This window comes from Furfurilactobacillus entadae, assembly GCF_045862745.1.
Taxonomy (GTDB): Bacteria; Bacillota; Bacilli; order Lactobacillales; family Lactobacillaceae; genus Furfurilactobacillus; species Furfurilactobacillus entadae.
Map to the genome: position 1 here is coordinate 1 of NZ_BQXN01000028.1, position 25,677 is coordinate 25,677.

The 25,677-nt window shown below is 41.9% G+C and carries 35 protein-coding genes; all 35 read left to right on the plus strand.

Translation table 11 applies throughout. The features are described 5' to 3' along the window. Window positions 1–287: siphovirus Gp157 family protein (locus ACKTR5_RS10150; protein WP_407881264.1), on the plus strand; the 287-nt coding region annotated here is incomplete at its 5' end. Window positions 288–296: 9 nt separating this feature from the next. Then, on the plus strand, window positions 297–1,007 hold the full coding sequence (locus tag ACKTR5_RS10155; RefSeq protein ID WP_407881265.1) for an AAA family ATPase: 711 nt from the start codon (window positions 297–299) through the stop codon (window positions 1,005–1,007). Next, the gene (locus ACKTR5_RS10160; protein WP_407881266.1) at window positions 997–1,557 is read left to right on the plus strand and encodes a DUF669 domain-containing protein; all 561 of its coding nucleotides are present in this window, start codon (window positions 997–999) and stop codon (window positions 1,555–1,557) included. Before ACKTR5_RS10155 ends, ACKTR5_RS10160 begins: the two co-directional genes overlap by 11 nt. Before the next feature lie 11 nt (window positions 1,558–1,568). After that, a complete protein-coding gene (locus ACKTR5_RS10165; protein ID WP_407881268.1) occupies window positions 1,569–2,351 on the plus strand; it encodes a phage replisome organizer N-terminal domain-containing protein in 783 nt (260 codons plus the stop codon). Continuing rightward, the gene (locus ACKTR5_RS10170) at window positions 2,352–3,137 is read left to right on the plus strand and encodes an ATP-binding protein (RefSeq protein WP_407881270.1); all 786 of its coding nucleotides are present in this window, start codon (window positions 2,352–2,354) and stop codon (window positions 3,135–3,137) included. 140 nt (window positions 3,138–3,277) lie between these two features. After that, on the plus strand, window positions 3,278–3,490 hold the full coding sequence (locus tag ACKTR5_RS10175; RefSeq protein WP_407881272.1) for a DUF3310 domain-containing protein: 213 nt from the start codon (window positions 3,278–3,280) through the stop codon (window positions 3,488–3,490). Window positions 3,491–3,580: 90 nt separating this feature from the next. Further along, window positions 3,581–3,886 (plus strand): DUF3850 domain-containing protein, encoded by a 306-nt coding sequence (locus ACKTR5_RS10180; RefSeq protein WP_407881274.1) that lies wholly within the window; start codon window positions 3,581–3,583, stop codon window positions 3,884–3,886. Then, a complete protein-coding gene (locus tag ACKTR5_RS10185) occupies window positions 3,886–4,314 on the plus strand; it encodes a RusA family crossover junction endodeoxyribonuclease (protein WP_407881276.1) in 429 nt (142 codons plus the stop codon). The genes ACKTR5_RS10180 and ACKTR5_RS10185 overlap by 1 nt, the downstream gene beginning before the upstream one ends. Further along, window positions 4,311–4,559: a hypothetical protein gene (locus tag ACKTR5_RS10190; protein WP_407881277.1), complete on the plus strand. Its 249-nt coding sequence runs from the start codon at window positions 4,311–4,313 to the stop codon at window positions 4,557–4,559. The genes ACKTR5_RS10185 and ACKTR5_RS10190 overlap by 4 nt, the downstream gene beginning before the upstream one ends. Further along, complete coding sequence (locus ACKTR5_RS10195) at window positions 4,552–4,830, plus strand: hypothetical protein (RefSeq protein ID WP_407881278.1); 279 nt, start codon at window positions 4,552–4,554, stop codon at window positions 4,828–4,830. Before ACKTR5_RS10190 ends, ACKTR5_RS10195 begins: the two co-directional genes overlap by 8 nt. A 118-nt stretch (window positions 4,831–4,948) precedes the next feature. After that, window positions 4,949–5,200, plus strand: coding sequence for a hypothetical protein (locus tag ACKTR5_RS10200; RefSeq protein WP_407881280.1), 252 nt, complete (start codon window positions 4,949–4,951; stop codon window positions 5,198–5,200). Further along, entirely contained in the window at window positions 5,200–5,490 is a 291-nt protein-coding gene (locus tag ACKTR5_RS10205; RefSeq protein ID WP_407881282.1) for a hypothetical protein, read from the plus strand. The genes ACKTR5_RS10200 and ACKTR5_RS10205 overlap by 1 nt, the downstream gene beginning before the upstream one ends. A gap of 72 nt (window positions 5,491–5,562) precedes the next feature. Beyond that, window positions 5,563–6,012: an ArpU family phage packaging/lysis transcriptional regulator gene (locus ACKTR5_RS10210; protein WP_407881284.1), complete on the plus strand. Its 450-nt coding sequence runs from the start codon at window positions 5,563–5,565 to the stop codon at window positions 6,010–6,012. Between the two features lie 241 nt (window positions 6,013–6,253). Continuing rightward, window positions 6,254–6,568 carry a SemiSWEET family transporter gene (locus tag ACKTR5_RS10215; RefSeq protein WP_407881286.1) on the plus strand — a complete coding sequence of 105 codons (315 nt, stop codon included), beginning with the start codon at window positions 6,254–6,256 and terminating at the stop codon, window positions 6,566–6,568. Window positions 6,569–7,085: 517 nt separating this feature from the next. Beyond that, complete coding sequence (locus ACKTR5_RS10220) at window positions 7,086–7,241, plus strand: hypothetical protein (protein WP_407881287.1); 156 nt, start codon at window positions 7,086–7,088, stop codon at window positions 7,239–7,241. Between the two features lie 73 nt (window positions 7,242–7,314). Beyond that, on the plus strand, window positions 7,315–7,794 hold the full coding sequence (locus ACKTR5_RS10225) for a hypothetical protein (RefSeq protein ID WP_407881288.1): 480 nt from the start codon (window positions 7,315–7,317) through the stop codon (window positions 7,792–7,794). Window positions 7,795–8,174: 380 nt separating this feature from the next. Continuing rightward, window positions 8,175–8,447, plus strand: coding sequence for a hypothetical protein (locus ACKTR5_RS10230; RefSeq protein WP_407881231.1), 273 nt, complete (start codon window positions 8,175–8,177; stop codon window positions 8,445–8,447). Next, entirely contained in the window at window positions 8,444–8,656 is a 213-nt protein-coding gene (locus tag ACKTR5_RS10235; protein ID WP_407881289.1) for a hypothetical protein, read from the plus strand. Before ACKTR5_RS10230 ends, ACKTR5_RS10235 begins: the two co-directional genes overlap by 4 nt. A 23-nt stretch (window positions 8,657–8,679) precedes the next feature. Further along, on the plus strand, window positions 8,680–9,135 hold the full coding sequence (locus tag ACKTR5_RS10240) for a hypothetical protein (protein ID WP_407881290.1): 456 nt from the start codon (window positions 8,680–8,682) through the stop codon (window positions 9,133–9,135). Between the two features lie 56 nt (window positions 9,136–9,191). Further along, entirely contained in the window at window positions 9,192–9,470 is a 279-nt protein-coding gene (locus ACKTR5_RS10245) for an HNH endonuclease (protein ID WP_407881291.1), read from the plus strand. 126 nt (window positions 9,471–9,596) lie between these two features. Next, on the plus strand, window positions 9,597–10,064 hold the full coding sequence (locus ACKTR5_RS10250) for a phage terminase small subunit P27 family (RefSeq protein WP_407881293.1): 468 nt from the start codon (window positions 9,597–9,599) through the stop codon (window positions 10,062–10,064). Continuing rightward, on the plus strand, window positions 10,048–11,832 hold the full coding sequence (locus ACKTR5_RS10255; RefSeq protein ID WP_407881295.1) for a terminase large subunit: 1,785 nt from the start codon (window positions 10,048–10,050) through the stop codon (window positions 11,830–11,832). Before ACKTR5_RS10250 ends, ACKTR5_RS10255 begins: the two co-directional genes overlap by 17 nt. Window positions 11,833–11,843: 11 nt before the next feature. Then, window positions 11,844–13,103: a phage portal protein gene (locus tag ACKTR5_RS10260; protein WP_407881296.1), complete on the plus strand. Its 1,260-nt coding sequence runs from the start codon at window positions 11,844–11,846 to the stop codon at window positions 13,101–13,103. Next, window positions 13,042–13,779, plus strand: coding sequence for a head maturation protease, ClpP-related (locus ACKTR5_RS10265; RefSeq protein WP_407881297.1), 738 nt, complete (start codon window positions 13,042–13,044; stop codon window positions 13,777–13,779). Before ACKTR5_RS10260 ends, ACKTR5_RS10265 begins: the two co-directional genes overlap by 62 nt. Beyond that, complete coding sequence (locus tag ACKTR5_RS10270) at window positions 13,779–14,942, plus strand: phage major capsid protein (RefSeq protein ID WP_407881298.1); 1,164 nt, start codon at window positions 13,779–13,781, stop codon at window positions 14,940–14,942. The genes ACKTR5_RS10265 and ACKTR5_RS10270 overlap by 1 nt, the downstream gene beginning before the upstream one ends. A gap of 213 nt (window positions 14,943–15,155) precedes the next feature. After that, a complete protein-coding gene (locus tag ACKTR5_RS10275; protein WP_407881299.1) occupies window positions 15,156–15,485 on the plus strand; it encodes a head-tail connector protein in 330 nt (109 codons plus the stop codon). Continuing rightward, the gene (locus ACKTR5_RS10280) at window positions 15,472–15,834 is read left to right on the plus strand and encodes a phage head closure protein (protein WP_407881300.1); all 363 of its coding nucleotides are present in this window, start codon (window positions 15,472–15,474) and stop codon (window positions 15,832–15,834) included. The genes ACKTR5_RS10275 and ACKTR5_RS10280 overlap by 14 nt, the downstream gene beginning before the upstream one ends. Next, window positions 15,824–16,246 carry an HK97-gp10 family putative phage morphogenesis protein gene (locus tag ACKTR5_RS10285; RefSeq protein ID WP_407881301.1) on the plus strand — a complete coding sequence of 141 codons (423 nt, stop codon included), beginning with the start codon at window positions 15,824–15,826 and terminating at the stop codon, window positions 16,244–16,246. The genes ACKTR5_RS10280 and ACKTR5_RS10285 overlap by 11 nt, the downstream gene beginning before the upstream one ends. After that, window positions 16,243–16,629, plus strand: coding sequence for a hypothetical protein (locus tag ACKTR5_RS10290; RefSeq protein ID WP_407881302.1), 387 nt, complete (start codon window positions 16,243–16,245; stop codon window positions 16,627–16,629). The genes ACKTR5_RS10285 and ACKTR5_RS10290 overlap by 4 nt, the downstream gene beginning before the upstream one ends. Beyond that, window positions 16,630–17,340 carry a major tail protein gene (locus ACKTR5_RS10295; protein ID WP_407881304.1) on the plus strand — a complete coding sequence of 237 codons (711 nt, stop codon included), beginning with the start codon at window positions 16,630–16,632 and terminating at the stop codon, window positions 17,338–17,340. 66 nt (window positions 17,341–17,406) lie between these two features. Beyond that, a complete protein-coding gene (locus tag ACKTR5_RS10300) occupies window positions 17,407–17,805 on the plus strand; it encodes a hypothetical protein (protein WP_407881306.1) in 399 nt (132 codons plus the stop codon). A gap of 196 nt (window positions 17,806–18,001) precedes the next feature. Further along, entirely contained in the window at window positions 18,002–22,294 is a 4,293-nt protein-coding gene (locus ACKTR5_RS10305; protein ID WP_407881307.1) for a phage tail tape measure protein, read from the plus strand. A 167-nt stretch (window positions 22,295–22,461) separates the two neighbouring features. Further along, window positions 22,462–23,280 (plus strand): phage tail domain-containing protein, encoded by an 819-nt coding sequence (locus tag ACKTR5_RS10310; RefSeq protein WP_407881309.1) that lies wholly within the window; start codon window positions 22,462–22,464, stop codon window positions 23,278–23,280. Next, a complete protein-coding gene (locus tag ACKTR5_RS10315) occupies window positions 23,280–24,410 on the plus strand; it encodes a phage tail protein (protein WP_407881310.1) in 1,131 nt (376 codons plus the stop codon). The genes ACKTR5_RS10310 and ACKTR5_RS10315 overlap by 1 nt, the downstream gene beginning before the upstream one ends. Then, window positions 24,403–25,536, plus strand: a complete 1,134-nt coding sequence (locus tag ACKTR5_RS10320) for a hypothetical protein (RefSeq protein WP_407881312.1) — start codon at window positions 24,403–24,405, stop codon at window positions 25,534–25,536. Before ACKTR5_RS10315 ends, ACKTR5_RS10320 begins: the two co-directional genes overlap by 8 nt. Window positions 25,537–25,677 lie beyond the last annotated feature (141 nt).

Here is a 25,677-nt window from a genome sequence, read left to right on the forward strand (position 1 = left end):
CCTACCGTAAACGGTTAGCAGGCAACAAAAAGCACATGTCACAGTTCCTACTGAACTCGATGAACGTGGCGAACATCACTGCAATTGAAAATGTGAAGGCCACCATCAAGATTCGTAAGAATCCGGTGAAGATGGTTGTTACTGACGAGGCAGTTATCCCAGATAAATTCTTCGCTATTCATGAAGTTCATGCTCTCGATAAAGCCAAGTTAAAAGACGCACTGAAACAGGGTGAAATTATTAAGGGTGCTCATCTTGAACAAGGCGAATCACTACGCATTAGTTAGGAGAAAACAATGAATTTAGTTGAAGCAACTAAGATCACGAACCAAAACATTATGTATTTAGTTTACGGCCAACCTGGTACGGGTAAAACAACGATTGCTAAGTCACTGCCAGGTAAGACATTAGTTGTTGCTCTCGATGGAAGCGACAACGTGTTGCAGGGCGCCAAAGGAATCACATCATTGGAACTAGACGCAAAGGACGTTGAATTCATTATTCAACAGTTCCCAGTCATTCTAAGCACGATTGAAACGAAGTATTTGGATAAGTATGACAACATCGTGTTCGATAACTTGTCCCATCTTCAAGATATGGTTATGAATCAATTGCGAGACATGGTTAAAGATCAGCGCCAAGCGTGGGGAGAAATGCAGAACCTCATTAAGAAATGGGTTTCAAAAATTCGTTCATGGAATAAACGGGTATACGCCACAGCTTGGGAAGAAGTTAAGGACTACACGGATGATGATGGCAATGCCGTGACAACCTTTGACGCATTGATGAATGCAAAGGTTCGTTCAAGTGTTGAAGGACTATTCGCTGTCGTCGGTCGAGCATTTGTTTATAAGGGTGAGCATTTGGTTCAGCTTGAACAAGGTAGGGGCGCGCAAGCCAAGAATCAGATTGATGAACGGAGATTCAGTAAGGCGAGCGAATTATTCACGGATAAAGAATATAAACCACAAACAGAAAGCGAAGAGGGAAAGACAAATGAAGATTGATCGACACAACGTTGCAGGCGGCAACTACTTGAATGAAGCGGGCACATTTGAAGCATTTATCTACTCGTTTTCAACCGGGGTCACTAAGAAGGGAAACAACTCATTAAGCATTGGCTACCGTGTTAGAACCGATGTTGACCAAGATCACAAAGGCGAACGTGTCGATTATGCAGACAACTATAACGACAGCGAAATTGGTGAACGTTACATCAATAGCTTAATTGTTAACGCTGGCGTGGAAGAAGACAAATTACCTGACGACAGTAACGTCAACCTAACCAAAATCGGAATGGCGCTGCTTGGTAAGCCAGTACGAATCACTAATGAACGAGTTGCTAGTTATTCCGATCCAAGCAAGAAGGTCAATAACATTACATCCGTTGAATCTACACAATTTCCTAAGGTTGCGGCTAGTGAACGTAAGGGGCGTATTGCTGGGGACGTCACCAATAAGAATGGCAACAGTAAATCAACACATTCGGTTCCAGCTGATCCATTTACAGGAAATAGCGACAGTATCGACATCAGCGATGACGACTTGCCATTCTAGGAGGTAGTTAGATGGCAGACATTCATTGGATCAAATTAAAAACGTCAATGTTTGACGACGAGAAAATCAGGCTAATTGAGGCCATGCCGGAGGCTGATTCAATTCTGATTATCTGGGTACGGTTGCTAGTGTTAGCTGGGAAAACGAATGATGACGGGTTGATCTACATTCAACGTGACATGCCATACACGGATGAGGCATTAGCAACGTTGTTCAACAAAAAAATCAATGTAGTACGTTTGGCACTTACTACTTTGTCAAAGTTTCAAATGATTGACGTTGAAGAAAATGGTACTTTGCAGGTCAATAATTGGGAAAAACATCAAAACGTTGAACAGATGGAACACGTTAGAAACCTTGCGGCAGAACGTAATAGGCGCTATCGGGAAAATAAAAAGACTAAACAAATTGGAGACGTCTCGCGTGACGTTAGCGTGACGTCACGTGACGCAACAGACTCAGACTCAGAATCAGATACAGAAGTAAATAAAGATAACGTGTTTCCGTGGCAATCAGTAATCGATTATTTAAACGAGAAAACAGGGAAGCACTTCAAACATACAGCAGCCAACAAGACAGTCATTATGGCACGCCATAAAGAAGGCTACACAGCTGATGATATGCGTAAGGTGATCGATAACAAAACTGCTGAATGGTTGAAGGACGCCAAGATGAACAAATTTTTACAGCCGTCTACATTGTTCAGAGCTAGTAAGTTTGAAGGTTATGTAAACAACATTCCAGTACAAGAGCAATCGTCAAAAATGGATTTAAAAGATTGGACAGGCGACTAGATGAAAGCACTGAAATTTGAGGATGCTTATATAAAAAGGATCGCTCATGCCCATAACGTTGATATGAATAACTTGCCGAGCAAGGAAGAAATTGAACAAAAGTTCGTTGATAAAGCCACCAACGATTTGGCTATACAGAAAAAGCGCCACTATTACCGGTTGTCAGTCTGGTCAGGTGGTAGGCCGTTAAGGTTTACATTTGGCGACTGGGATATCGCTAAGCAAGTAAACGTTGAACAGGCTAAGACGTTAGGAAACAAGGCGTTTAAATTAGCTAGCCAACTACAAACGCAGCAATTTAATGTGGTACTGATGGGTGATCGTGGGGTCGGTAAAACCTCTTTAGCTTTGGCAATGATGAGTGCGTTAATGCAACCAGACGGCGATAAACCCGGTAAAAGTGGCATGTTCGTTTCGACTGCTGAACTGTTGAGTCTCATAAACGCTAAGTATGACAGCACTGATATTGCCCAGAAGATTCGCGACATCAAGCGAGCGATGATTGAGGTTGATGTACTTGTACTTGATGATTTCGGCACTGAAGGTGGGATGACTGGCAGTTTTCGTCCTGTGCATAAAGACTTACAGGATCTGATGTACCAGGTTTCAAATGCTCGTGTGGATTTCGATAATAATCAAGTTCACGGGACCACCATTGTGACGACGAACAACACAAAGCAACAGTTAAAGCAGATGTACGAAGGAAAGTTTATTGATCGAGTTTATCCCAAGAATCCAGACCACCAACTGTTGTTCGCCGAAATGAAAGGGGTACGGAGTGTATGACATGTTCATTATGTGGCGGTACAAAGATTGTTCAGACAGAAATTTCAGCTGGGATCATGACTGTAGGGCCATGTCCTAACTGCACGGATTTCATTCACAAACAATACGAACAAGACAACGAACGGTGAGGAGAAAAAAGCATGATTGAACCTAAGTATTACAAGGGTGCTAACGGTAAAGACCTAATTGATAGTTACGCCGAACAGATGACGCCTGAAAGATTTCGTGGCTTCATGATTGGCAACATTGGCAAGTATCTGACGCGTTACTTAGATAAGAACGGCGTTGAGGATCTTGATAAGGCGATGACTTACATTCGGAGACTGAAACAATTTGAGGAAGGTAACGACTAGTGACATTGATCCACTATTTTATTGCGGCATTCACGGCAGTTGTGCTGATTAGCTTCATCGTGAGTGAAGTGATGATTGAAAGGGGAAAAAATGAGTGGACGAGCTGATCCAGTTCATGCCATGACACATGAACTTAAAATTGACCATGATTATCTACGCGAAATTCAAATGGGAATCAAGACTTTTGAGATTCGCAAGGATGACCGAGATTACCAAAAGGGCGACTATCTGTTGCTACAGGACTATTCAGAGGGTCGTGGTGTTTATGTAAATAATGGTTCACGTTCTAAAAACGCAACGATGGTTAAGGTACTGGGAGTGTTCGGACGTACTGATGACGAACGGACTTACTGTAAGGAAGGGTATGTGACCATGAGTATTAAGGTGGTGAACTAATGGCAATTAAGATTGTGGTCCAAGGGACACCAGTTCCACAAGGACGCCCCAAGTTTTCCAGCCGCGGTGGATTCGTCCGGGCCTATGATCCGAAGACTAGCCGTGAATACAAGAAGTTAGTCGCTGAATGGGCTAAGAAACAGTACAAGCATGAGCCAGTTGCCGAAGCAATCGAGGTTCAGCTAGAAGTTTACCGGCCACTACAAAAGTCATTAAGCAGGGTTGAACAACAGCGGCGATTGAATGGTGAACACCGGCCAGTGATTAAGGGTGATATTGATAATTACTACAAAGCGGTTACTGACGCTTGTACAGGAATTGTCTGGGTCGATGACGCGCAGATTGTTAGCATGACGTGCAACAAGTATTACAGTGACAACCCTCGCGTGGAAATGACGGTCAAGACGTTAGAAGGTGATTTAGTATGAGGCCGATTGAACATGAACGGTGCCGAACGGCATACTTTAATTTCTTGGCTGATGGAGTGAAACAACATGGCGGCGATATGTGGCGGACAGTTATCTGGGCTAACAACAAGCTAATGCGATTAAGTGTGGGCAACGTTAGCGATGAATCGCATTACCTGATTTTGTCTAAGCGTGAATTAAGTGTGGCTGAAAAAAACAAGATTATGTATGAATTGTTGTTGATGGGAGGCACTAGTGATGTATGAAGAACGTATCCCACGTTCAGAGCAGGAAACCATCATTACGTGGGACAAGAATGAACGCAAGTGGTATTTCTACTCTGATGACCCAGTGCACATTAAGAAGTGGCGTAAGCACATAGTTAATGTGCGTAAAGAGGAATTATATGCAGATGGTTCGCCGAAATCTTTAGACGGTGAGATTAACGGTAACGTCAGTGTCCATGGAAAACGTAAGATGAGCGATGAGCAAAAGACGGCATTTGCTGAACGAATGAAGAAAGCTAACCAGAGTTAAATCTAAGCCCTAAATCGTCCGTAGTTTAGGAACAAGAATAGAATCAAATGTACATTTGGTGTATTTACCTACAAATAAAAAGACCGCCAAGAAATGGCAGTCATAAGGAGAAATAATCATGGCAGAATTAAAGGACAACAGTTTTTCATTCAAAGGCGAATTAGCAAATGTACAGTTTAAGACACGTAAAGACGGCAAAATTGCTGTACTACGTGTTGAAGCACCTACACAAGATTTATCTGCCGAAGTCGCTGCGCTAGTTCAAGCACAAGGCTCATCTGTTGGAATCACGATGATGCCTGCTCAAACAGAACTTGATACCGAGGGCGACGAAGCGGACGGGCAAGAAACGTTAGACGGGATGGAATAATGAGTAACGAGGACTTAAAGAATTCAATCGGTTTATTGATTTCAGTTCCAATTGTGTTTTTTGATGGAGCGGTGTTAGCACAAGGTTGGAACTGGATTATTGTTCCAGGATTTAATCAAAAGCCAATCACATATGCTGTTGCTGTGGGAGTTGAGGCATTAATAGTATTACTGAAACCGTCAGCACAGAATACTGATAATAAATCATTATTGGTAATTGAGGCAGAAACTTTAGTAACGCTTGCGATGGTATTACTGATTTTATGGATTTGTCATTTATTTATTGGGTAAATAAAAAAGGTCACATCCTCAAGGACATGACCATCTCAAACTATATAACTCAACAACTTATTATAGCAAAGGATGGCGGTTGATGTGAATGAGGATGCGGTGATTAAGGCAGCCAAGAAGGAATTAAACAAATGCGGCCGACTAATGCGGCAAGCAGGTAAACGAATGTCAGAACTAAAGTCGCCAGTGTTTGACGCGCAACCCAAAGCACCATCCTTTGTGAACGGTGTTGAGGAGCGGATGGTTAAGCGCATTGACGCAGAAGAGGAACTGAGAGAAATATTGTTAGCCATTCAGCTGTGTGACAACAAGAGCAAGCAGATCTTGTTCGATTTATATGTTGATCCGGCTGAGTATTCAGATGTTCAGACGATGACGCACCTTGGGTACCAATCTTCACGGTATGCCTTTTACAAGCGAAGAGCGTTGTTAAGGTTTGCCGAAGGGTACAAACAAGGTGAAATTTACGAAGAACTGGAAAGAGTGGCAGAAAATCGGAAGGTTACTGGCATACTGTCGTAATCACAAACTAGTTTTAGGGTTATATTGGTAACATGCCAAAGCAACGAAAACCTTCGATTTCTTGTACCTGATGGCAACAGGTGCCGTGATAGGACGTATGGGTGGTTCGATTCCACCACATGGTATAGTGCAATTGGAGCTTGGTGAATTGTCAATTATTGCATACCAAAATAAGCCACTTTTAGAGTTATGTGGTAGAGTTAAAAAGAGCTGAATATTGATGCAGTTAGGAGATGATTGTATGAGATTTGATACTTCTGAATATCCAAAAGGAGAAAAAGCAGTTGATCCCAAAAGGGTAAGACGGTTAAAAATGCTTAGTGTGGTGGCAACTTGTACTTGTGTTTTAATGTATGTTTCATACATTCCGCAAATTATAGCCAATTTTTCTGGACATCCGGTAACACCGATTCAGCCATTTGTTGCTATGATTAATGCGATCCTTTGGACTGGGTATGGTTGGTTTAAAACCTTTAAAGATTGGCCTGTTATTATTGCTAATGTTCCTGGGATCTTTTTCGGTTTGTTTACCGTAATTACTGTATATATCCACTAATGGCACAGAGACACGTTAATGCAGCCCAGTCGTCTGCCACCGTGGTGGAATAGGCAGACACTATTGAGTTCGACTCCAGTACGGGAGACGCGGGGACGTCATGGCAACGTTAGTCTGGTACTAAGTAGGCCAGACATGTGAGGTGCAAATCCTCACCGGTGACATTAATAATATTCAAGCGGTTAGTCATTAGACTGGCCGCTTTTTGTGTGGAGGAGTGCAGACCTCGGTAAAAAGAGTCGTGATGTATAATGGGGGTGTAAAAAAATCACAGAGAACGAGGGTGTCATGAATGGGTCCACTACCAGCATTGCATGATTTTATTGGAATTCTACTAATTCTAAACTTTGCTTACATTTGTTTTCATTTAGCTTACTGGCACGTAAATAAGTTTAAAAAGTGGATTGATCACTTCTCACGTGCTGAAATATTTAATTGGGTATTTTTAGGGATTTTTATTTTTCAAAACGTTGTTGGAATTCTGTATGGCTTATATCGTGGAATAGGACACTAATTAATGGCAATTATTATAACCATTCTCATTGCTGGATTGATTACAGCAATGCTTCTAAAGATAGTCAGCAATAAATCTATGAATTTAAATTTGTTCTTCTTAGCTGTAGCAATTGGTGCGGCGATTCTAATTCATATTATAAAAGCAATATTTAAATAACCTATATCTATTTAACAAAAATAAGTATTATAATAAATATGTAAACTTGAGGTGATAATTAAGGAGGTTCATTATGAATCGAGTTGTAAAAACGTTTTTATATGTGTTTTCTTTCGCCATTATTTTTTCTTTCATTGGTATTTCTGCTAAGGCTGATGTTACGCCGCTTCAAACTCCTAATCCAACTCCTGCTCTGCAAGCAACCGCAACAGATCCTAATAACTTAGGCGTTGTCACAATTGATGCGGGTGTTGTCGCTGGGCTACTTGCCGTAACCAAAGGGACACAAGACGGAACAATTGGAATGACGTATGTGACATTTGCTATTCCGACTTTCGCCTATAAAGAAACTATCCAAGTTTTAATCGATGGAAAAGCGTTACATACTTTTACAGTGGACGGTAGCGCTGGCTGGGCAACAGGAACTGAGACCAGTATTCCGTTTGCTGCCACCGGTGGACACCATCAAATCGTTGTGAATGAAACTGGTTGGGCAACAATGCCTGCAGGACTTCCAGGTGCTGCGTCTGAATCCTTTGATTTTGTCTATTAAGTATTAAATTAAACAGCTGGCACTTATTAGCCTTCAAGTTTACGTGGAATTGAATATCTAATTCAGAAAGACGTTCATTGTGATTAAAGAGATCACAGTGGGCGTTTTTGAGTCGGTTCGTCACCGTGGCGGAATAGGTAGACGCTAATCTAAATCGGACTAATGAGCCGATTTAGAGTAAGAAGACTAATGAGCTTCATGTGAGGTGCAAATCCCTACCGGTGACATCGTGCGCTTTAAACTTAACCAATAAGGATGCAGGAACATCCAATGCGCAGTTAACATTATTAAACGGCCACCTTGTGTGGCATTACATAATAGGCGGTTAGTCATAACGACTGGCCGTTTTTTTGATGCGGCAGAAACGCAGAGGAGTACAGATGGTTAAGACGACAGGCAAGGACGAACAGAAGGATAAAATGACGCCCGAAGAAGTAACGGCAATGGTTAAAGACAATATTAGTAAAGAGACCAATGCATTACTAGACCAGCTACACTGTTCGCTAAAACAGTTCGCTAAAGAGATTGGGACTACAAAACAAACAGTGCAACTGATTCTTGGCAATAACCATAAGCTCAAGCGTAATTGGTATGAGGCAGTTGAGATCAAACTTAAGGAGATTGCAGAAAAGAATGGGGCGAAACTCTCATGACTAAACGTGTTCAACGAGGAATCAGACAGCAGACTGAATACATGACGGCAGCCGAGTACGATAAGGTCAAACGGCACAATGAAGATGAGCGTCTTGAGGCTTCGTCACGCAACATGCCGAAAGGATTGATGTGGTATGTGCCAAGTAACTTCAATAAGGGAGCGTTGTTCGCAAACGATCCACTGCTAAAATTTAAGTTCGTCAAATGATGACAATAACGGGGTGAGTTCACATGAGAGTGATTGTTAGAACACAAGGATATGAAGAGGTAAAGACGCTTGACGGTCAAGCTGTGATAGTTAAGCCTGATGGGATGCAACCTGACAATCTTGTTGATGCTGGTTTTAAACCACTTAGCCATGCAGATACTTCGCGATTATGTCAGTTCAGTAGAATTAATACTTATGAAGAGCAAGTAAGAAACAATGGAAAGGCGATGAAGGTAATGGATAGGTCGGAGAAAGAGTTAATCATCGTTAGCAGAATCGCTAGTGAGAAGATCAGGGTTCAGATGGATAAGGACATTACCTTTGATGAGTTGGGTGTAGCACTTAAACAATTATCCTATCATGCAGTATTGCAATATGCTAAGCACTCAGGACACACCATACAATGGTCGCACAATGCATTGATGGCCATGCTTGATACATCATTAACGGAGATGGAAATACCTGATGATGAGTTATGAAATACAGTAGCCAAGAAGTTAAGTTCTATCACACAGCAGCATGGCGGCGCTGTCGCATGACGGTGCTGACTCGTGACCACGGGCTGTGTCAGTCATGCCTACGGCGTGGTGTGGTACGTGAGGGTCGTGTTGTCGATCATATTGTTGCTTTACGTGATGATTGGTCAAAACGTTTAGAACTAGCAAACTTACAAACGCTGTGTGATGAGTGTCACGATGAGAAACACCCAGAAAGAGCCGCAAACTTCAAAAATAAAGAGAAATACAAGAAACGCCAGCGGATGAAGGAATCTACTGGTGTTTTTCATTTTAAAGCAAATGAAGATTTATGGTAGACATCCCCCCTATGTGTGAAACTTTTTGTTATTAAAATTGCACAACGGTGTGGACCCCCGCGCACAATAAATTCGTTTTTCAATAAAAAAGTAAATGGCACAATCCAGCCTGAAAGGAGATAAAAAATGCCTAGAACAGCAAAATCTGCAGCTCTACACCTTTATGAGGGAAATCCCAATAATCTTACTAAGAAAGAGCTTTATAAACGTCAGAAAAATGAATCAAAACTAAAGGTTTCTCAGGCCAATATTGATCCTCCAAGTTGGCTAAACATGACTGCGAAAAACGAGTTTAAACGGATCACTGCGTTAATGGCTGAAACCGATGTTTTAACAGAAGCTGATATTGGTATTCTTGCACTTTACTGTGATACTTATGCTGATTATTTAGCATATCGACGCCAGATTAAGGCTAACGGGATGCAATCTTCTGGGAAACTAAATGTTTTTATTCGTGAAAAGCGAAACGCTGCACAGCTACTTGACAAGTTAGGCAGTGAGTTAGGACTATCACCTGGATCACGTGCTTCACTAGCAATTCGTATGAATGATGATAGTTCTGGAAAGGCTGATGAACATGACGAGTTTGACTAAGCCTGTCCTAGAGATGAACGTTAATGAACTTAACCAATGGTGGAAGAACTATCAAAAAGGAATGCTCGGATGGAACTATCTTAAAGACCCAGCGCCTAAACTGATGACGACGCTTTACGCAGAAATGGTCGTGGAAGGTGATATTCCTGCGTCGAAAGAAAATATCTTGGCCGCTAATCGTCATTTAAAAGATTTAAAGCGGCAGGATGATGCGGACTTTCCATGGCGATTTGATGAATCACGGGCTTGGCGACCAATTAGGTTCATTGAAGAAAAGTGTCAGCCGTCAAAGGGTGACTTCAATAAAATTGTTATGCAACCTTGGCAGCACTTTGTTATCGGATCATTGTGTGGATGGGTATCGAAAGACACTGGCTACCGAAGGTACCGTGAAGCCGTGATTTTTGTTGGTCGTAAAAACGGTAAGACCACCTTTATGTCAGGTTTTGGTGACTACATGACCGGCTGGGACGGGGAAAAAGGTGCTGACGTATACTTCTTAGCCAACTCCATGAAGCAAGCAGGCAAGCTGTTTGGCGAAGCTAAGAACATGATTGACGCATCAGATTTTCTTTCTGATAGGTTCGTTACAACCCGATCAGAAATTAGGCATCCAAAGACAAAGTCCACCATCTACGTTATGTCATCTGAAAAACATGATAAGGACGGCGAGAATGCTCATTTTGTGGCTTTTGATGAAATTCATGCATATAAGGACTATGACCTCATTAACGTCATGAAACGTAGCCGTGGCACCCGGAATCAGCCACTTATTGTTTACATCACCACTGCTGGAACAGTTCTTGATGGCCCACTGATGAATTTTGTTGAAGCGGGGAAAGAGTGCCTTGAGAATTATGATGATGACCTAGATGAGCGGACCTTTTATTTTTTGGCCAAGTTAGATAGTGCTGATGAAATTAATGATCCAGAGATGTGGATTAAAGCTAATCCAAATATGTGCCTGATGAAAACGGCTGATATGATTACCGATTTCAAACAGGACAGACGGGATCCTGCACAGCTCTCTGACTGGGTTACTAAACAGTTCAATTTGTTCTCTGATACAGATGAGTTGAGTTTCGTCAGCATCGACACATTGAATCGTAACAATAAATCGATAGATCTGAATAGGTTGGCTGGTCGCGAGTGTATTGGTGGGTTTGATTTATCAGAGACGGAGGACTTCACTGCTGCGGCCCTCGAGTTCCCTTTGGATGACGGTTCGGTTTATGCGATGGTAAAATCATGGATTCCACAACGAAGGTACGACGAAGACAGCAATCAAAGGCGACTTGATGAATGGGTTAAATCTGGCGACTTAGAGATTATTCCAGGTGATTATGTTAATTATCAGTATGTATTGGATTGGTTCAAGGAACAGTCACGGAAGTACCGTATTTCAGTAATTAAGTATGACCCAGCCAAGGCTTTGCAGCTTAATCAAGCACTACATGATTATGGGTTCGTAACGGATGAAACTCGCCAAGGATTCATCACATTAAGTGGTCCATTGCAGAACCTAAAAGAACTGTTTTTGGATGGTAAGGTTATTTTCAACAACTCAAAAATCATGCGTTGGTACATTAACAACGTTCGATTGGTTAAGGACCGTAACGATAACTGGTTACCGTCTAAGCAATCACGCAGGCGACAGATTGATGGCTTTGCCGCCTTGCTTGATGCTCACGTTAAGGTGGTTCAAATGCTTTCACGGGCACAAAGCAAGCGGAATATTTCGTTCGTTTCATTTAAAAATTTGCAATAACTGGAAAGGAAGTGAGTGTTACGGGGATTAAAGATAGATTTCAGCAACTGTTTTCAAAAAACGAAGCAAAAAAAGAAGGTTCGGGTCATCTTGAAGAGTTAACTGGTGTCAGGTTCTTTGGTTGGGGTAATTCGACTATCGAAAATAACGAATTGATTTTTAGCATTATTTCGCGGCTAGCAAACACGATGTCATCATTACCAATTCATGAATATCAGAATTACAAAGAGCAAAACACCGACATACTACGCCTGCTAACGATTAGCCCAAATGCAAATGTTACTGGTAGCCAGCTGATTAACAATTTAGAAGTATCTCGGAATGAACACGGCGACGGTTATGCATTAATTGAACGAGATGTACGTTTTAAACCAGTTAAAATTTGGAACTTGCCATATGGTTCAGTAACACCAATGGTTGAAAAAAAGACTGGATTGCTATGGTTTAACGTAACGGGGCAAACCAAGAATCTAGTTGTGCCTAATTCCGACATGATTCATGTTAAGCACATTTCTGGTCCGGAACGACTTACGGGTATTAGCCCACTGGACGTATTGAAAGGAACTATGGACTTCGATAGTGCCGTTCAAAAGTTTTCAATGAATGAAATGTCAAAGATGGATGCATACATCGTGGATTACGATACGAATGTGGACGAAGAGAAGCGTAAGCAAGTCATCGATGACTTCAAGACATTCATTCATGATAATGGCGGTGTCTTATTCTCGGAGCCTGGAGTAACGGTTAAAAAGCAAGCCCGTGATTTTGTTCCGTCTGACCTAGCGAGCACCGATTCGATGTTTAGAATTCGGGTAGCCAATGCTTTTGATACGCCGGTTTCATTTTTAAATGACCAAACAGGGCAGGGATACGCATCTAATGAGCAATTGATGACACAATTTGTTCAGATGACCTTAGTGCCCGTCGTTAAGCAATACGAAAGCCAATTCACTAAATTACTTACGCCACAAGAGCTAAGTGCAGGCTGGTATTTTAAATTTAACGTTAACGCCTTACTGCGTGGTGATACACAGTCACGGACGGCGTTATATACTGCAATGATTCGTAATGGTATCGCCACGCCAAACGACTTAAGACGCTTGGAAGACTTGCCACCATCTAGTGATAAGCACGCAGACCAATTGTGGATTTCGGGAGACCTATATCCGATTGATACTGATCTTGAACAGCGAAAGGGGGTGAAAAGTAATGGACCAGGAAAAGAAAAGCAAGTTTTGGCAGATGAGGCAGTTAAACACGACAGAGGCTAACGTATACATCGATGGAGAGATTGTTAGCCAGGAATGGGAGGATTCAGATACATCTGCTGCGGGGTTTAGAAATGATTTGAAACAGCTTGAAGATGTAAAAAAAATCAATTTACACATCAATAGTCCAGGCGGTTCAGTGTTTGAGGGAATCGCAATTTATAACATGTTGAAGCAAAGTCCCGCAACAATTAACACGTATGTTGACGGAGTAGCGGCATCAATCGCAAGTGTCATCGCAATGGCAGGTGACACTATTTTTATGCCCAAAAATGCAATGCTGATGATTCACAATCCGTGGAACATCGTTGCTGGGAATGCAACCGATCTTCGTAAGGCAGCGGATGATTTAGATCAAGTGGCTAAGGCTAGTGTTGTAACCTATCTCGAAAAAGCAGGCGATAAACTAACCGAAGAATCACTTAAGCAGATGTTGGATGACGAAACATGGTTAACGGCTGATGAGGCAGTTCAAAATGGGCTGGCCGACGAAGTTATAGCATCAAATCAGGTTGCCGCCTGCTTAACTACGGAAAATGTCACACAATTTAGGCACGTGCCTAAGCAATTGATTGCAGAGAAAAAGCAAGGGCTGACTCAGACCAAGCGACAAGCAATTGCCGATGAGGCTAAACAGCACCAACAAACAACGACAACAATTCTAGGAGGAATTATCTAATGAGTGCTACTTTATTTGAAATGAAAGAAAATCTGACTACTTTGGGAGCTCAGATGAATAAGATTGACGACGAATTACAACAAAAGGCCATGGATCCAGCTACCAGTGCTGAAGACTTGGCTCAATTGCAAGGAACTAAGGACACACTTCAAAAGCGTTTCGACATTGTAAATCAGCAATATAAAGAAATGAACGCTGACCAAAAGAAGCGTTTGGAAAATGAAGACGTGACAGTTCCAGATGACCCTAAGCAAAAGGCAATTCATGCATATGCATCATTAATTCGTCACACGATGCGTCCAGATGATGCTAAGGCGGCCATGGAATGGAACAAGATGCGTGAATCACTTAATGATGACGCAGCCTCTGCGGGTGCTTCATTCTTGCCAGTCAACGTATCAAATCAATTAATTACTGAACCATTGGCAACAAATCCGTTACGTAACGATGAAGTCGTTACCACCATCCCTAACTTAGTATTGCCACGGATTGCATTCGTAACTGGAGATGATACTTGGGATGACGTAAACGATGGTGATGTTGCTAAGGAATTGGGGCTGAAAGGTGACAAGGTCACATTTGGACGTCATCAAACACGAGTACGTGCAGGCATTTCTGATACCATTCTTTATGGTTCAGACACCGCTTTAGTTGAATACGTTAACAACGCATTGCGTTCAGGTCTGGCATTAAAGGAACGAAATTCTGCGTTCTCAACGAGTCCTAAAACCGGTGCAGAACACATGAGCTTCTATGACACCACAGTTGTTAAGATTAAGAGTGTCGCTGGAACGGACCTGTATGAAGCAATCACTGATGCACTTGCTGATCTTGACGATGCTTTCCAAGATAATGCCAAGATTTATATGACTCGCAAGGACTACAACTCGATCATTAAGACTCTAGCTAACGGTAGTGCCACCTTGTTTAACGCACAGCCCGAACAAGTTCTGGGCAAGCCGGTTGTATTTACGTCAGCAGCTACTACTCCAGTGGTTGGAGACTTCCAATACGCACAAACGAACTATGATGTCGCTGATGCTTTGTACGAACAATACAAGGACCACGACAAGGATATTAACTACTTCCAAGTTGAAGCGTGGTTCGATCACCAGATTAAGCTAGCATCTGCATTCCGTTTGGCAACCGTTGCGTCAAAATAACCGCCCCGTCAGGCAATACGTCTAACACAGGCGGGGATGATAACGACACGCCAGATACTTTTGATCCAAATGGTTCCGTAAAGCCGACAGCAAATCAAACAATTTCTGATATTACGGCGTGGCTAGAGGCTCACAAGATTAATCATACTGGCAAGACAGCAAAGGCGGACTTATTAGGATTAGTGCCAACTGATTAATGGGAGGTGACTGGCATTGGAATTAACCGAGTTAAAAAGTGCGTTGCATATCGATGGCGATGAAGATGACAGTCAGTTGGAGCGGTTTTTAACGGCGGCTGAACATCGAATTCAAGGGATGATTGGCACAAATTATCCAGGATTTTACGAAATTGAGGGGAATAAGCAAGAATATGAAATTGCCTTAATCATGCTCGTTGATCACTGGAATAAGACACGTTCTGCGACCTCGGAAAAGCAACTAACCGAAATCCCGTTTGGTGTTCGAACTTTTGTCCTATCTTTGCGGCCAGCATATCAGTTGTACTCACAGGTGCAGGAGGAAACTGAAAATGTCCATAGCTGAAAGCGGTGAATTGACTCACCATATCAAGATTATTAAGCAGAGCAATAGTACTGAACGGGATGAGTATGGTGATTTTGTTCCAACAGAAAAAGAAGTAACTAGAATGTGGGCAAAGCAACGTTCGTTAACGGCAAATGAGGTGGCCGCAAACATCAGCACATTATCTGAGCAAGTACAGTTTGTCATTCGTCATCGCTTTTCGGACCAGATTGAAATCACAACTGATATGCAAGTGTCTGACAACGAGAAAGTGTATGAAATCGTTGACTATAATTCGGATGAAAGCTACGGAAAATGGGATGTGATTATTTGCAAACGGAGAAAGTCAGGTAATCAAGATGTCGTTTGAAATTGATGATAATATAATGGTCGCATTACAAGACGTAGGCGTTAAATATGATTTGATCGAGCGCAAAGCAGTTAAAGCGGCGTCCATACCAGTTGCTGATGGATTACAAAGCAGAACGCCTTATGAGTCAACGTCTGACAGATCATGGAAAGCACAGCGTGATTATGACAAGGCGACTGGCCATAAGACAAAATTTAAACACATGCGTGATGATGTGGTTGTTTCAGGCTTTGATCAATTCGGGCATATTAACATAGGTTGGGGAAAGGATACGTATTGGCGGGTTCATTTTGTTGAACTAGGTACGGTTAACATGCCTGCAAATCCATTTATTTCGGCGGCAATTGCTGAATTACAAGATGCTTATGTAGGGACATTAGAAGCAGAACTACGAAAGGGGTTGAAATTATGAATTATGATTTACCAATTTCGGTTAATGCAGTGATGTTGCTAAAGAGCATTGATGTTTTTACGGATGATAATCTATTTGAAAATCAGCAAGTTCCACAGTCGTTCTTATCAGCACCAACCTTTCCGTTTATTACGGTCGAAAGTTTGCCAACAACTGATTCTGAAAATGCCAGTAATCGACGACACTCGGAGTATCAGCAGTTTCAGTTAGATATGTACCACACGACCAATAAAGAATTGGTTGCGTATAAACGTAGAATTGAAGACTTGTTTAGCAGCCATGATTTTGGCTGCTTTTTTTATGAATCCGGCCATGATTTGTCAATGAACGCAAAACGAGCAACGTGGCGCTTTTCAAAACTAATTAATTATGAGGTGAAATAAATGGCAACAACAAAAAAGGCTGATTTGGCTTCGTCCGGTTTCAGCCGTGCTCTTATGGGAATCCTGGACCAAGATGACAATGTAACTAAGGTGATTATTATCGATCGTCATTCAGGTGGGACAATTGAACTCAAAACATCTGGTTTCCAGGGGCAAGGTAATACGGTCTTTGCTTCAAATATTTCTTATTGGATTTCAAATCCTGGTGTTGGTACTGGGAAGGTGGAATTGACTTTAGCGTCATTACCAAGTGAAGTAGCAACGGAAATCCTTGGCGATGAACTAAATGAAGACGGCGTTTATGTCACTAAAGGGACTGTTAAGGAACCTTATGTAGCCATCATTGGTGAAACTCAGGATTTGCATAATAATCTTGCTTATGTTGGGATTGCTAAGGCCAAATTTGGGACCACGGATGGTGATGATCTTAAAACTGGTGACGATAAAGGAATTAAGCCTGAAAATGTTTCAATTTCTGGTACAGCAATTACACGAACTGACAACGTTTTAAAGGCAAAGGCAACCACGAGCGATGCTGGTGTAACGTTAAAGACATTTGCAAAGCTAATGTTCCCTGGCTTTACGGGTGATTTGCCAGCAACACCAGATGAATTGCCAAATGATCCTGATAACACGGGTCATCTTGGCAATGGCGCGGGTGATGGTTCAAGCAATACCGCTACCACGGTGGATAATAAACCAACTGTTTAATTGAATATACGTCGCCATTTAAATACACAATGCTGATGATCAGGGCGGCCAACTCGGAGGGGAAATATGTTATTAAAAATTGAATTGCATGATCAAAAAGATGGCGGGAAATCTGTTTATGAAAACACCCGGGTTAAATTTGGTTTAGTAAAAAAGGTCATGAAGTTCATGGCCGATGACGAAAAGCAACGTAATCGTGTACAAGTATTACGAAGCAAACTAGACGACAAGGTGATTACACGCGCAGAAGAAAAGGAACTGGATACACTTATTGATGCCCAAAATATGGGTGCCGTTACGGCTATGGAAGAACTAGTAGTTGCCTTAATCGATAACCCAAAGGTTACTGTAGACACCTTAGATAATGGATTAGAGTTGGATACTGGAACTGACCAATTGCGTAAAGTGCTAAATGATGCTATGGGTGGTTTAAAGGCGGAAGCAGAACATCCAGCAAAAAAATAACAGCAGAGGAAGCTCTTGCAACGCTAGATAGTTATACTAAACAATTCTTGGATAATGGAATCTCGTTTAAGGACGTTGACGACATGGACTCTGAGAGCTTTTTTGATTATCTGGACAGAAGTTCTAGCGAAACCTCTGCAACACATGAAGTCTCAGGTGCAGACTTCTACGCAAACTTTTAGAGAGGAGGTAAGCAATGGCAGATTCTGGACGTCCTTTAGGATCAATGATTGTTAGTTTAGGCATGGATGGGTCCCAATTTGAAAATGGATTAAAGAATATCCAAAATCAATTTAAACTAGCAAAATCAGAAATGCAGGCCAATCTTGCCTCGCTTTCTGATACATCAACGGCATATGACCGTGCCTCTACTAAAGTTGAAAGCCTCACTAAGGTTATTGAAACAAATGATGCACAGATTAAGTCTTTGACAAACACGTATGAAAAACAGGTTGCAGCGCATGGACGCTTTGGCGATGCAGCATTGCGAACGGCTACCAAAATTGATAATCTCGAACGACAACAATCTAATTATCGCAATGAACTTGAACAATCAGAGCGAGCCATGAAGGACGCTGAAAATGGTACTCAGAGTTTTCGTGATCAAATTGACCGAATGCAGCGGGAAATTAAATCTTCCGTGGACGCATTTAAGTCACAAGGGAATGCTGTTCAAGCTAACGTAGCCGAATATCGGCGGCTAGGAAGCGAAATTCAAGCATATGATAGTTTAATTACCTCGGAGAAGGTAAAACTAAATGACTTGATTGAAACTAAAGGCGCTGATGCAACACAAACGCGAGAACAAGCAACACGGATTAGTGAGTTAGAATCGGCACAAACTATTGCCCAGTCTCGTTATGATGGACTGGGTAAATCAGTTGCTAATGTTTCAGAAGGACATGCTAAAGCGGCGGATAATATAAATCGAGTTAGTAAAAACATTTCCTCAGCAGGTGATCAAGTAAAGTCAGCCGGTCAATCAATGACCGGTTTTTCTTTGGTTACAGGAGCAGCCATGATTTATGGCGTTAAACAGTCGGCAGAGTTCCAGAACAAAATGGTCGAGATTAAAAACTTGATTATTACAGGTGGTGAATCTGCAAAGGCTGCTATTAGCGGCGTAAAAACGATGTCAAAAGATGCGCAAACTTACTCAGAAAAGTATGGAGTTTCAGTCGAAAAAATTGGAACTGGATATGAAGATCTTGTTAAACGTGGGTATTCATCACAGCAAGCTATTGGTGCAATGAAAACTGAATTACAAGGTTCAGTTGCATCTGGAGATGATTTTAATGATGTAGTTCAGGTTGCCTCTCAAACAATGGAATCGTTTGGCTTAACAACCGATCGTGCCGGAAAACAAATTCAAAGTTCTGCGTTGATGTCAAAAAACACAAAAACAGCCGTTAATGAATTAGCTTTTGCCGCTGATAAAACGTCAACAGACTTCCAAAGTCTTGGTGTGGGTATGAGTTATGTTGGATCAACTGCGCATACTGCAGGGCTATCGCTATCAGAGACATCAGCGGCAATGGGGATTCTTTCTAACAACGGATTAGAGGCTGATAAGGCTGGTACAGGGTTACGAAAAGTAATCAATTCCATCACTGGAGCTTTAAAAGATACTGGTGGAAATGCAGATGCCTCCGCTAAAAAGGTGAACTCTTATACACAACAAATTCAAACTCATCAACAAAAATTAGACCAATTGACCAAATTGGCGGGAGAGTTACCGAATAAAAATAGCAAGGCTTATGAAAACGAAGCTAATCAGATTGACAGAGAAAAACTCAAAATTTCGCAACTTAATTCAAATATGGAGGCCGCTAAACAAGCGAAGCCAGCCAAGAATGCTTTAATCCAATTAGGAATTAATCCGCAAGAATTAACTGATGCTCATGGCAAGTTGAGATCAGTATCCGACATTATGGAAATAATTAATTCAAAGACAAAAAACATGGGCCAAGGTCAAAAGGCAGCCATTTTTACACAGCTCTTTGGAACGACAGGGCAACAAGCTGGAGCTATTTTAGCGGAAAATGCAGGAAGGGTTAGGGATTTAAATGCCGAGGTAGCTAAGGCACCGAAAAATAGCTATGTAGAACAGCTTTCTGGAAAGAACATGCAGTCTGCTGAGAATCAGATGAAACGGTTCAAAGAAACTGTCAACGTGTTGGCTATGACCTTTGCCAATACTTTACTACCAGCAATCACTAAAATTGTTCATGGCTTTACTGATTTGCTAAGCGGCATGACTAAATTAAGCCCTGGCATGAAAATCTTTGTGTCATTTGGAGCTATTGCGGCTGCTGCATTAGGACCATTACTAATGATCATCGGCAGCGTTGCAAAAGGAATTTCTGCATTAGCAGTGGGGATTGGTTTTTTAGTCGAACACGGATCGGCTATTGTGGCGTTCGCCACCGGTCCTGTTGGAATTGCAATTGGAGTGGTCGCGGCTTTAGGGGTTGCGTTCAAACTGGCATACGATCATATAAAGCCTTTCCGAGATGCGGTTAACAACGTGGCTAATGATGTTAAAAAAGCATTCGCTAAAATCAGTGAAGCGGTAAAAGCAATTTTTACTCTCTTTACAAATGACGATGCCTCGAAAAAGTCAGGAAATGCAACAGGAATCTTAAGCAAGATATTGCCCGTTGGGACGTTACCACTTGTTTTATCTAGTGTATTTGCGATAAAAAATGCGTTTGAAGGTCTTAAACAAGTTTTTAAAACGATCGGGTCAACGGCAACAGGGCTATGGACCGCGTTAACGGGAAATTCTAAAAAAGCACGTAGTTCTTTAGAAGATATTTTCCCTAAACCGGTCGCGGATGTGCTGGTTGGGACATTTAAATATATCGGTTCTAGTTTTAAAGCAGTTAAAGATGACATTGTTTCGGTTGCAAAGTCAATTGGACAAACGTTATCGCCGATATTTTCAGGGATTGGGGACTTGTTTGGCAAAACAATCTCTGGAATGGAAGACTTTTGGAATCAACACGGTGCTTCAATCAGCCATGCCTTTAAAAATGTGTTTGGCGGAATCGTTAGCTTTCTTGGAGCTAACATGGCGACAATAATGACTGTCGTTCGGGTAGGATTAGATCTTGTTTCCGGAGTCATTAAAGCTGTCCTTGATGTTATTAGAAATGTGTTTTCCGCAGTTTGGGGAAACATAGAGGAAATTTTCCGCGGTGCCTTTAAAATTATTCAAGGCGTCTTAGAAGTATTTGCTGGCCTTTTTACTGGAAACTGGAGTGAGTTATGGGACGGCGTTAAAAAAATTGCTTCTGGTATTTGGGATGGAATTCAAGGGGTTGTTAAAGGAGCTTTGAACCTAATCGTTGGTTTCATCAATGCTGGTATTGATGGCATTGACAAAGTATCTGAATTTTTTAGTGGTCATGCTACTAATATTCACCATGTGCCCAAGCTTGAACATGGTACAGATGGCCACGAAGGCGGGCCAATGATCGTTAACGACGGTAAGGGCGCGCATTATCAAGAATTGATTGTTACACCGGATGGCTCAGCTCATCAATTTAGTGGGCGAGATTTATTTATTCCATATGCACCAAAAGGGACACAAGTTATTCCAGGAGAGCAAACCTATCAATACAACCGCCAACTAGGGATTCCACATTATGAAAATGGAATTGGAGGGGCAACCGACTGGATCAAAGGAAAAATATCTGATATTGGCTCGTGGATTGGTGACAAGTACGAGGCTATTGATAAATTCTTGAAGGACCCTCTAAAGGCATTGTCAGGCATTTGGCAAAAAGCCACAGAAACAATTAAATTAACCGCCGGCGACTTTTCCGACGAGTTTGGTAATGGAGCAGGTACCTACATTATAAAATCAGCGGTGGATTGGTTTAAGAAAATTTTGGATAAGGCCAAAGATGAGATGGCTGCCCCAGCTGGTTCGGGTGTTCAACGTTGGCGAGATACTGTTAAACACGCCTTAGAAACCCTAAAAATGCCCACAGGGGACGATTACATTAATCATATTTTAAAACAAATTGAGACAGAGTCTGGTGGGAATGAAAAAATTACTCAACCAGGCGCTGACCCGGATGGTGACGGTTCAGGCCCTGCCATTGGCTTAATGCAGACTAAACGCAACACTTTTTTGGGACATGCTTTACCGGGCCATGGAGATATTTTTAACGGTTATGACAACCTATTATCAGCACTTAGTTATGTCCGTGATCGGTATGGTATTAGTGGAATCTTGTCAGTCTTGGGACACAATCATGGATATGCTAACGGTGGATTTGTTTCCGAAAATCAAATGATTGAGGTTGCCGAAGGTAATAAGATGGAAGCGATTGTTCCAATGGACATCGGTAAGCGCCCACGGGCTATGCAAATTCTTTCACGGATTCATGAGCAATTTGGCGATAAACAGGCCAGCGACGTTTCTATCAATGGGACAGATACGTCCGGGATGGGAAAGGTTGCAAATGGATCAGGTTAATCAATTACAACAGCAGAACACTTTGTTACAGAGGATTATTGATTTAATTGCGTCTAACGATAGTTCAACAGGGTTGGCACAGCTTGTTTCTAACATTAATCGAACTAATCTTGATGGAAAAAGACTACATTCTATGACTACCTTGGGATGATAAGGAGAAATGAAAAATGGAATTGCCAGAACTATATATACAGAAACGTGGACAGCCAGAAGTGGCGGTCAGCGATGTATCAGGTCTTCATTTTACGGGTCTTACTTTACAATCGCCGCAGCCAATTGAAAATACATTGTCTGCTGTAGCTGGTGTTGATGGTCAGCTAATGCAAGGGCCAATAAGCTTTGGGCCACGGACTGCAACAATTGGTTTTTATTTTGAAACTAATGGTGAGTATGACTTTCAATTGGCGTGTCATGAAGCATGGAAAATGCTGTTTTCTCGATCGTTGATTCGTTTTAGAGATAATCGTGAACCGGGATTAGTTATGTATGGTGCGGTGAAACCGTTTGATATTTCTCGTATCAGTTACTACGATATGACCTATTCGCCAGAGTTTGAATTGCTTTTTCCATTTCGTCAGACAATTCAACCGTCTGATAAGTTAACATCGCCAGAAATAGGGTTGAACTTGTTAGTTGATGAAATGCCACCATATCATTTCACAACGACTGATTTTGAAGTGTTTAATCCAAGTGATATTGATATTCAGCCGTGGGAACAGTGCCACGCTCTAACGATAACGTTAAAAGGCAGTGGAACCCCTAAAATTGAAAATGAAACGACCGGTGAAAATTTCGAGCTACGCCGTTCAATTAGTGATGGCGATGTTTTATGCATTAATGGTGTGTCTCCAATATTGAATGGAACTACGATTGATAAAGATACCAATCACGGAACGTTAATTTTAGTGCAAGGAAAAAATCATATTGTTGTTACTGGTTGCAGCAATATTGACATTACATTTAGCTTTCCATTCCTGTACTTCTAATGGAGATTAAGAAGGCATTTGTCAGAGACAGGAAAAACCAGTATGAAGAAACTCTGACAAGTATCCAACGCGACACTTTTACGATCAATCAACAAAAAAACCAAACATACGAACTTTCCTTTACTGCATTTGCGGATGGTTCATTAGCGTACTCTTTGTTACAAGAGGGAAGTTCGATTGTTTTTGATGGTCAGGAATTTGTTGTGCAACAGACTAAAGGTAGTTTTGATGGGATTAAAGAATCAATGGATATAACCGCAACTCACGTGATGTATGAGTCCAAAAATATTCGAATTTACACAAAAAATGCAGGTAATCGAAACTATTCTGTTTCGGATATCATGCATTTGTTTTTTGACAATAACGATCAAGGATTTACTTGGGAAGTTGTGGGATCATTTGACAGTGTCGAATTGCAGGATTTAGGGAATGGTAGCGGAAAAGACGCGCTTGATAAATGTGTGAGTGAGTTTAACGCAGTTATTGGTTGTAATAATCGCCATTTGATTATTTATTCGGCAGAGGCTTTTAGGCATGACGTTGGTAGGACGATTCATTACTTGCATGATTCGGCTTCGATGACTGTCTCTACTGATATTAGTAGTTTGCAAAATATTGCGATGTGTTATGGGAAGACGCAAGATAATTCTGACGACAATAATAAAGAAACGACGTATGTATTTCCACCGTTCATTGCTCAAGATGATCAATCTATTGCGCGGTGGGGCAAACACCCTGGTGAAGATGTTAGTGATGAAAGATTTACAGATTCAAATTCAATGCGCCAATATGCATTAAATAAAATGCAAGCACAACCTTTAACAGTGGTTGAAATGAATCTATCCACGAAGATAGAAACGAAACTGGGAGATGTTTGGCTTTTAATCAATAAAAAGGGCAATTTTCAAACGAAAGTAACGGTTGACGGTGTAAAGTCCTATCCAATGGTGGAGAATAAGTTTCCTGAAATAACGTTAGATAACTCTTATCAAACACTTTATGATTACGATTCTGCAATGCAACAGCGAATGAATGATGCAATTCGCGGTATTGAAGAGCTTAATAGCCAGAAGAATGACTGGGCTCCTGACATTGCTATTTTGCCGAAAGTTGGTGAAGTAGATGACTGACATTAGGCCTGTGGCACTTCCGGGAACAGAGCAGCAGTTTTACCCGCAAACGCACGTTAATGCGGTTATCGGATTAACTGGCCAGTTCTTGTATACCCAAATTAAGCCGTTGCTTGACTGGAAGGATATTGCCAATAAACCAGACCTTGTTACACAGAACGATCTGAAAACTGCCATTGATGGGATTCAGGTGCCAACCATCACTTGGGCCAGTATTCCAGACAAGCCTGATTTAGCCACCAAAGCTGATGTAGCTAGCGCAGTGGATGCGGTAAAAGTACCTGACGTGAGCGGATTGGCCAAACAGACTGATCTCGCGTTAACTCAAAAGTACGGGTTGCCAATCAACTACTGGATTAACAAAACGCAGACAGTCGGGAAGTCATTAGATTCTAATGGCTTGCCGACGGTTAGTAACGCTAAGGCAATCACTTCGGATTTGATCGCTTATGATTCGGCGGCACAGTTAGTTTGCGTCGGCTGGGGCGCTGAACCCAATGACCAACTGACTGTGGCTTACTTTGACGCCAACAAAAAGTATTTAAGCTCAACCATCTGGACCATCACGGCTAAAGGAACCGGTGACCGCCCCCGGTCAATCATTGAGTTCTACAAGTACGCTGTTGCTTCTACGGCCTACATCCGGATTAGTTGCGGGTACAGCGATTCACCACAATGCATGGTGGTTAGCGCTGTGTTTGAGCAACATGATTTCGTGCCGGCTTTAGCCGATTTGGAAGACAACCAATATCCGATCATAACAGATTTATCTGCCAACGTTACGCCATTTAATGCCAATTGGCAGGTTGGCAGCGCGGTGGCGGAGGAAGTTCGTTTGTCTGCCACTAGCGGATATCTAAAGGTCAACGCAGCGGTTTTAAGTGCTAGTGAACAAGCTGCCAATGTCCAATGGGATGCCATTAATGTTACCGGCTTGACGGATACACCTAAGCTGGCAGTTGATAAAGTGGTCGGCATTGGTGTGAGCCAAGTAAACGCCGGGGTTGGCAACGTGGTGATGTCTGGTTTAGTTACGGGCGGTGTGACGTTAGGTGCCACATACATGTTTAGTGTTAGCAGTTGGTACCCACGGGCGATTGACGCGCGGATTCCACTTAAATACTAGAGAGGAGGTGTAGTTACGACATTACTTGATCAAACGCAACAGTATTCCTATTTAGCAATGACGTTCGATGAAATCAAATGGCCTGCTCCGACAATCAGTCATTTAATCGCTTCGAATAATGGGGTCAACTGGACTGAGTTA

Bases quoted from the DNA above. Each gene is read 5' to 3' on its own strand.
- ACKTR5_RS10310 (WP_407881309.1), top strand. From the start codon at position 22,462: ATGGAATTGCCAGAACTATATATACAGAAACGTGGACAGCCAGAAGTG.
- ACKTR5_RS10180 (WP_407881274.1), top strand. From the start codon at position 3,581: ATGAGTGGACGAGCTGATCCAGTTCATGCCATGACACATGAACTTAAA.
- ACKTR5_RS10225 (WP_407881288.1), top strand. From the start codon at position 7,315: ATGAATCGAGTTGTAAAAACGTTTTTATATGTGTTTTCTTTCGCCATT.
- ACKTR5_RS10280 (WP_407881300.1), top strand. From the start codon at position 15,472: ATGTCCATAGCTGAAAGCGGTGAATTGACTCACCATATCAAGATTATT.
- ACKTR5_RS10305 (WP_407881307.1), top strand. From the start codon at position 18,002: ATGGCAGATTCTGGACGTCCTTTAGGATCAATGATTGTTAGTTTAGGC.
- ACKTR5_RS10270 (WP_407881298.1), top strand. From the start codon at position 13,779: ATGAGTGCTACTTTATTTGAAATGAAAGAAAATCTGACTACTTTGGGA.
- ACKTR5_RS10215 (WP_407881286.1), top strand. From the start codon at position 6,254: ATGAGATTTGATACTTCTGAATATCCAAAAGGAGAAAAAGCAGTTGAT.
- ACKTR5_RS10175 (WP_407881272.1), top strand. From the start codon at position 3,278: ATGATTGAACCTAAGTATTACAAGGGTGCTAACGGTAAAGACCTAATT.
- ACKTR5_RS10315 (WP_407881310.1), top strand. From the start codon at position 23,280: ATGGAGATTAAGAAGGCATTTGTCAGAGACAGGAAAAACCAGTATGAA.
- ACKTR5_RS10160 (WP_407881266.1), top strand. From the start codon at position 997: ATGAAGATTGATCGACACAACGTTGCAGGCGGCAACTACTTGAATGAA.
- ACKTR5_RS10320 (WP_407881312.1), top strand. From the start codon at position 24,403: ATGACTGACATTAGGCCTGTGGCACTTCCGGGAACAGAGCAGCAGTTT.
- ACKTR5_RS10250 (WP_407881293.1), top strand. From the start codon at position 9,597: ATGCCTAGAACAGCAAAATCTGCAGCTCTACACCTTTATGAGGGAAAT.
- ACKTR5_RS10230 (WP_407881231.1), top strand. From the start codon at position 8,175: ATGGTTAAGACGACAGGCAAGGACGAACAGAAGGATAAAATGACGCCC.
- ACKTR5_RS10245 (WP_407881291.1), top strand. From the start codon at position 9,192: ATGACGGTGCTGACTCGTGACCACGGGCTGTGTCAGTCATGCCTACGG.
- ACKTR5_RS10285 (WP_407881301.1), top strand. From the start codon at position 15,824: ATGTCGTTTGAAATTGATGATAATATAATGGTCGCATTACAAGACGTA.
- ACKTR5_RS10200 (WP_407881280.1), top strand. From the start codon at position 4,949: ATGGCAGAATTAAAGGACAACAGTTTTTCATTCAAAGGCGAATTAGCA.
- ACKTR5_RS10290 (WP_407881302.1), top strand. From the start codon at position 16,243: ATGAATTATGATTTACCAATTTCGGTTAATGCAGTGATGTTGCTAAAG.
- ACKTR5_RS10235 (WP_407881289.1), top strand. From the start codon at position 8,444: ATGACTAAACGTGTTCAACGAGGAATCAGACAGCAGACTGAATACATG.
- ACKTR5_RS10205 (WP_407881282.1), top strand. From the start codon at position 5,200: ATGAGTAACGAGGACTTAAAGAATTCAATCGGTTTATTGATTTCAGTT.
- ACKTR5_RS10295 (WP_407881304.1), top strand. From the start codon at position 16,630: ATGGCAACAACAAAAAAGGCTGATTTGGCTTCGTCCGGTTTCAGCCGT.
- ACKTR5_RS10195 (WP_407881278.1), top strand. From the start codon at position 4,552: ATGTATGAAGAACGTATCCCACGTTCAGAGCAGGAAACCATCATTACG.
- ACKTR5_RS10155 (WP_407881265.1), top strand. From the start codon at position 297: ATGAATTTAGTTGAAGCAACTAAGATCACGAACCAAAACATTATGTAT.
- ACKTR5_RS10210 (WP_407881284.1), top strand. From the start codon at position 5,563: ATGGCGGTTGATGTGAATGAGGATGCGGTGATTAAGGCAGCCAAGAAG.
- ACKTR5_RS10165 (WP_407881268.1), top strand. From the start codon at position 1,569: ATGGCAGACATTCATTGGATCAAATTAAAAACGTCAATGTTTGACGAC.
- ACKTR5_RS10220 (WP_407881287.1), top strand. From the start codon at position 7,086: ATGGCAATTATTATAACCATTCTCATTGCTGGATTGATTACAGCAATG.
- ACKTR5_RS10265 (WP_407881297.1), top strand. From the start codon at position 13,042: ATGGACCAGGAAAAGAAAAGCAAGTTTTGGCAGATGAGGCAGTTAAAC.
- ACKTR5_RS10240 (WP_407881290.1), top strand. From the start codon at position 8,680: ATGAGAGTGATTGTTAGAACACAAGGATATGAAGAGGTAAAGACGCTT.
- ACKTR5_RS10190 (WP_407881277.1), top strand. From the start codon at position 4,311: ATGAGGCCGATTGAACATGAACGGTGCCGAACGGCATACTTTAATTTC.
- ACKTR5_RS10170 (WP_407881270.1), top strand. From the start codon at position 2,352: ATGAAAGCACTGAAATTTGAGGATGCTTATATAAAAAGGATCGCTCAT.
- ACKTR5_RS10185 (WP_407881276.1), top strand. From the start codon at position 3,886: ATGGCAATTAAGATTGTGGTCCAAGGGACACCAGTTCCACAAGGACGC.
- ACKTR5_RS10300 (WP_407881306.1), top strand. From the start codon at position 17,407: ATGTTATTAAAAATTGAATTGCATGATCAAAAAGATGGCGGGAAATCT.
- ACKTR5_RS10255 (WP_407881295.1), top strand. From the start codon at position 10,048: ATGACGAGTTTGACTAAGCCTGTCCTAGAGATGAACGTTAATGAACTT.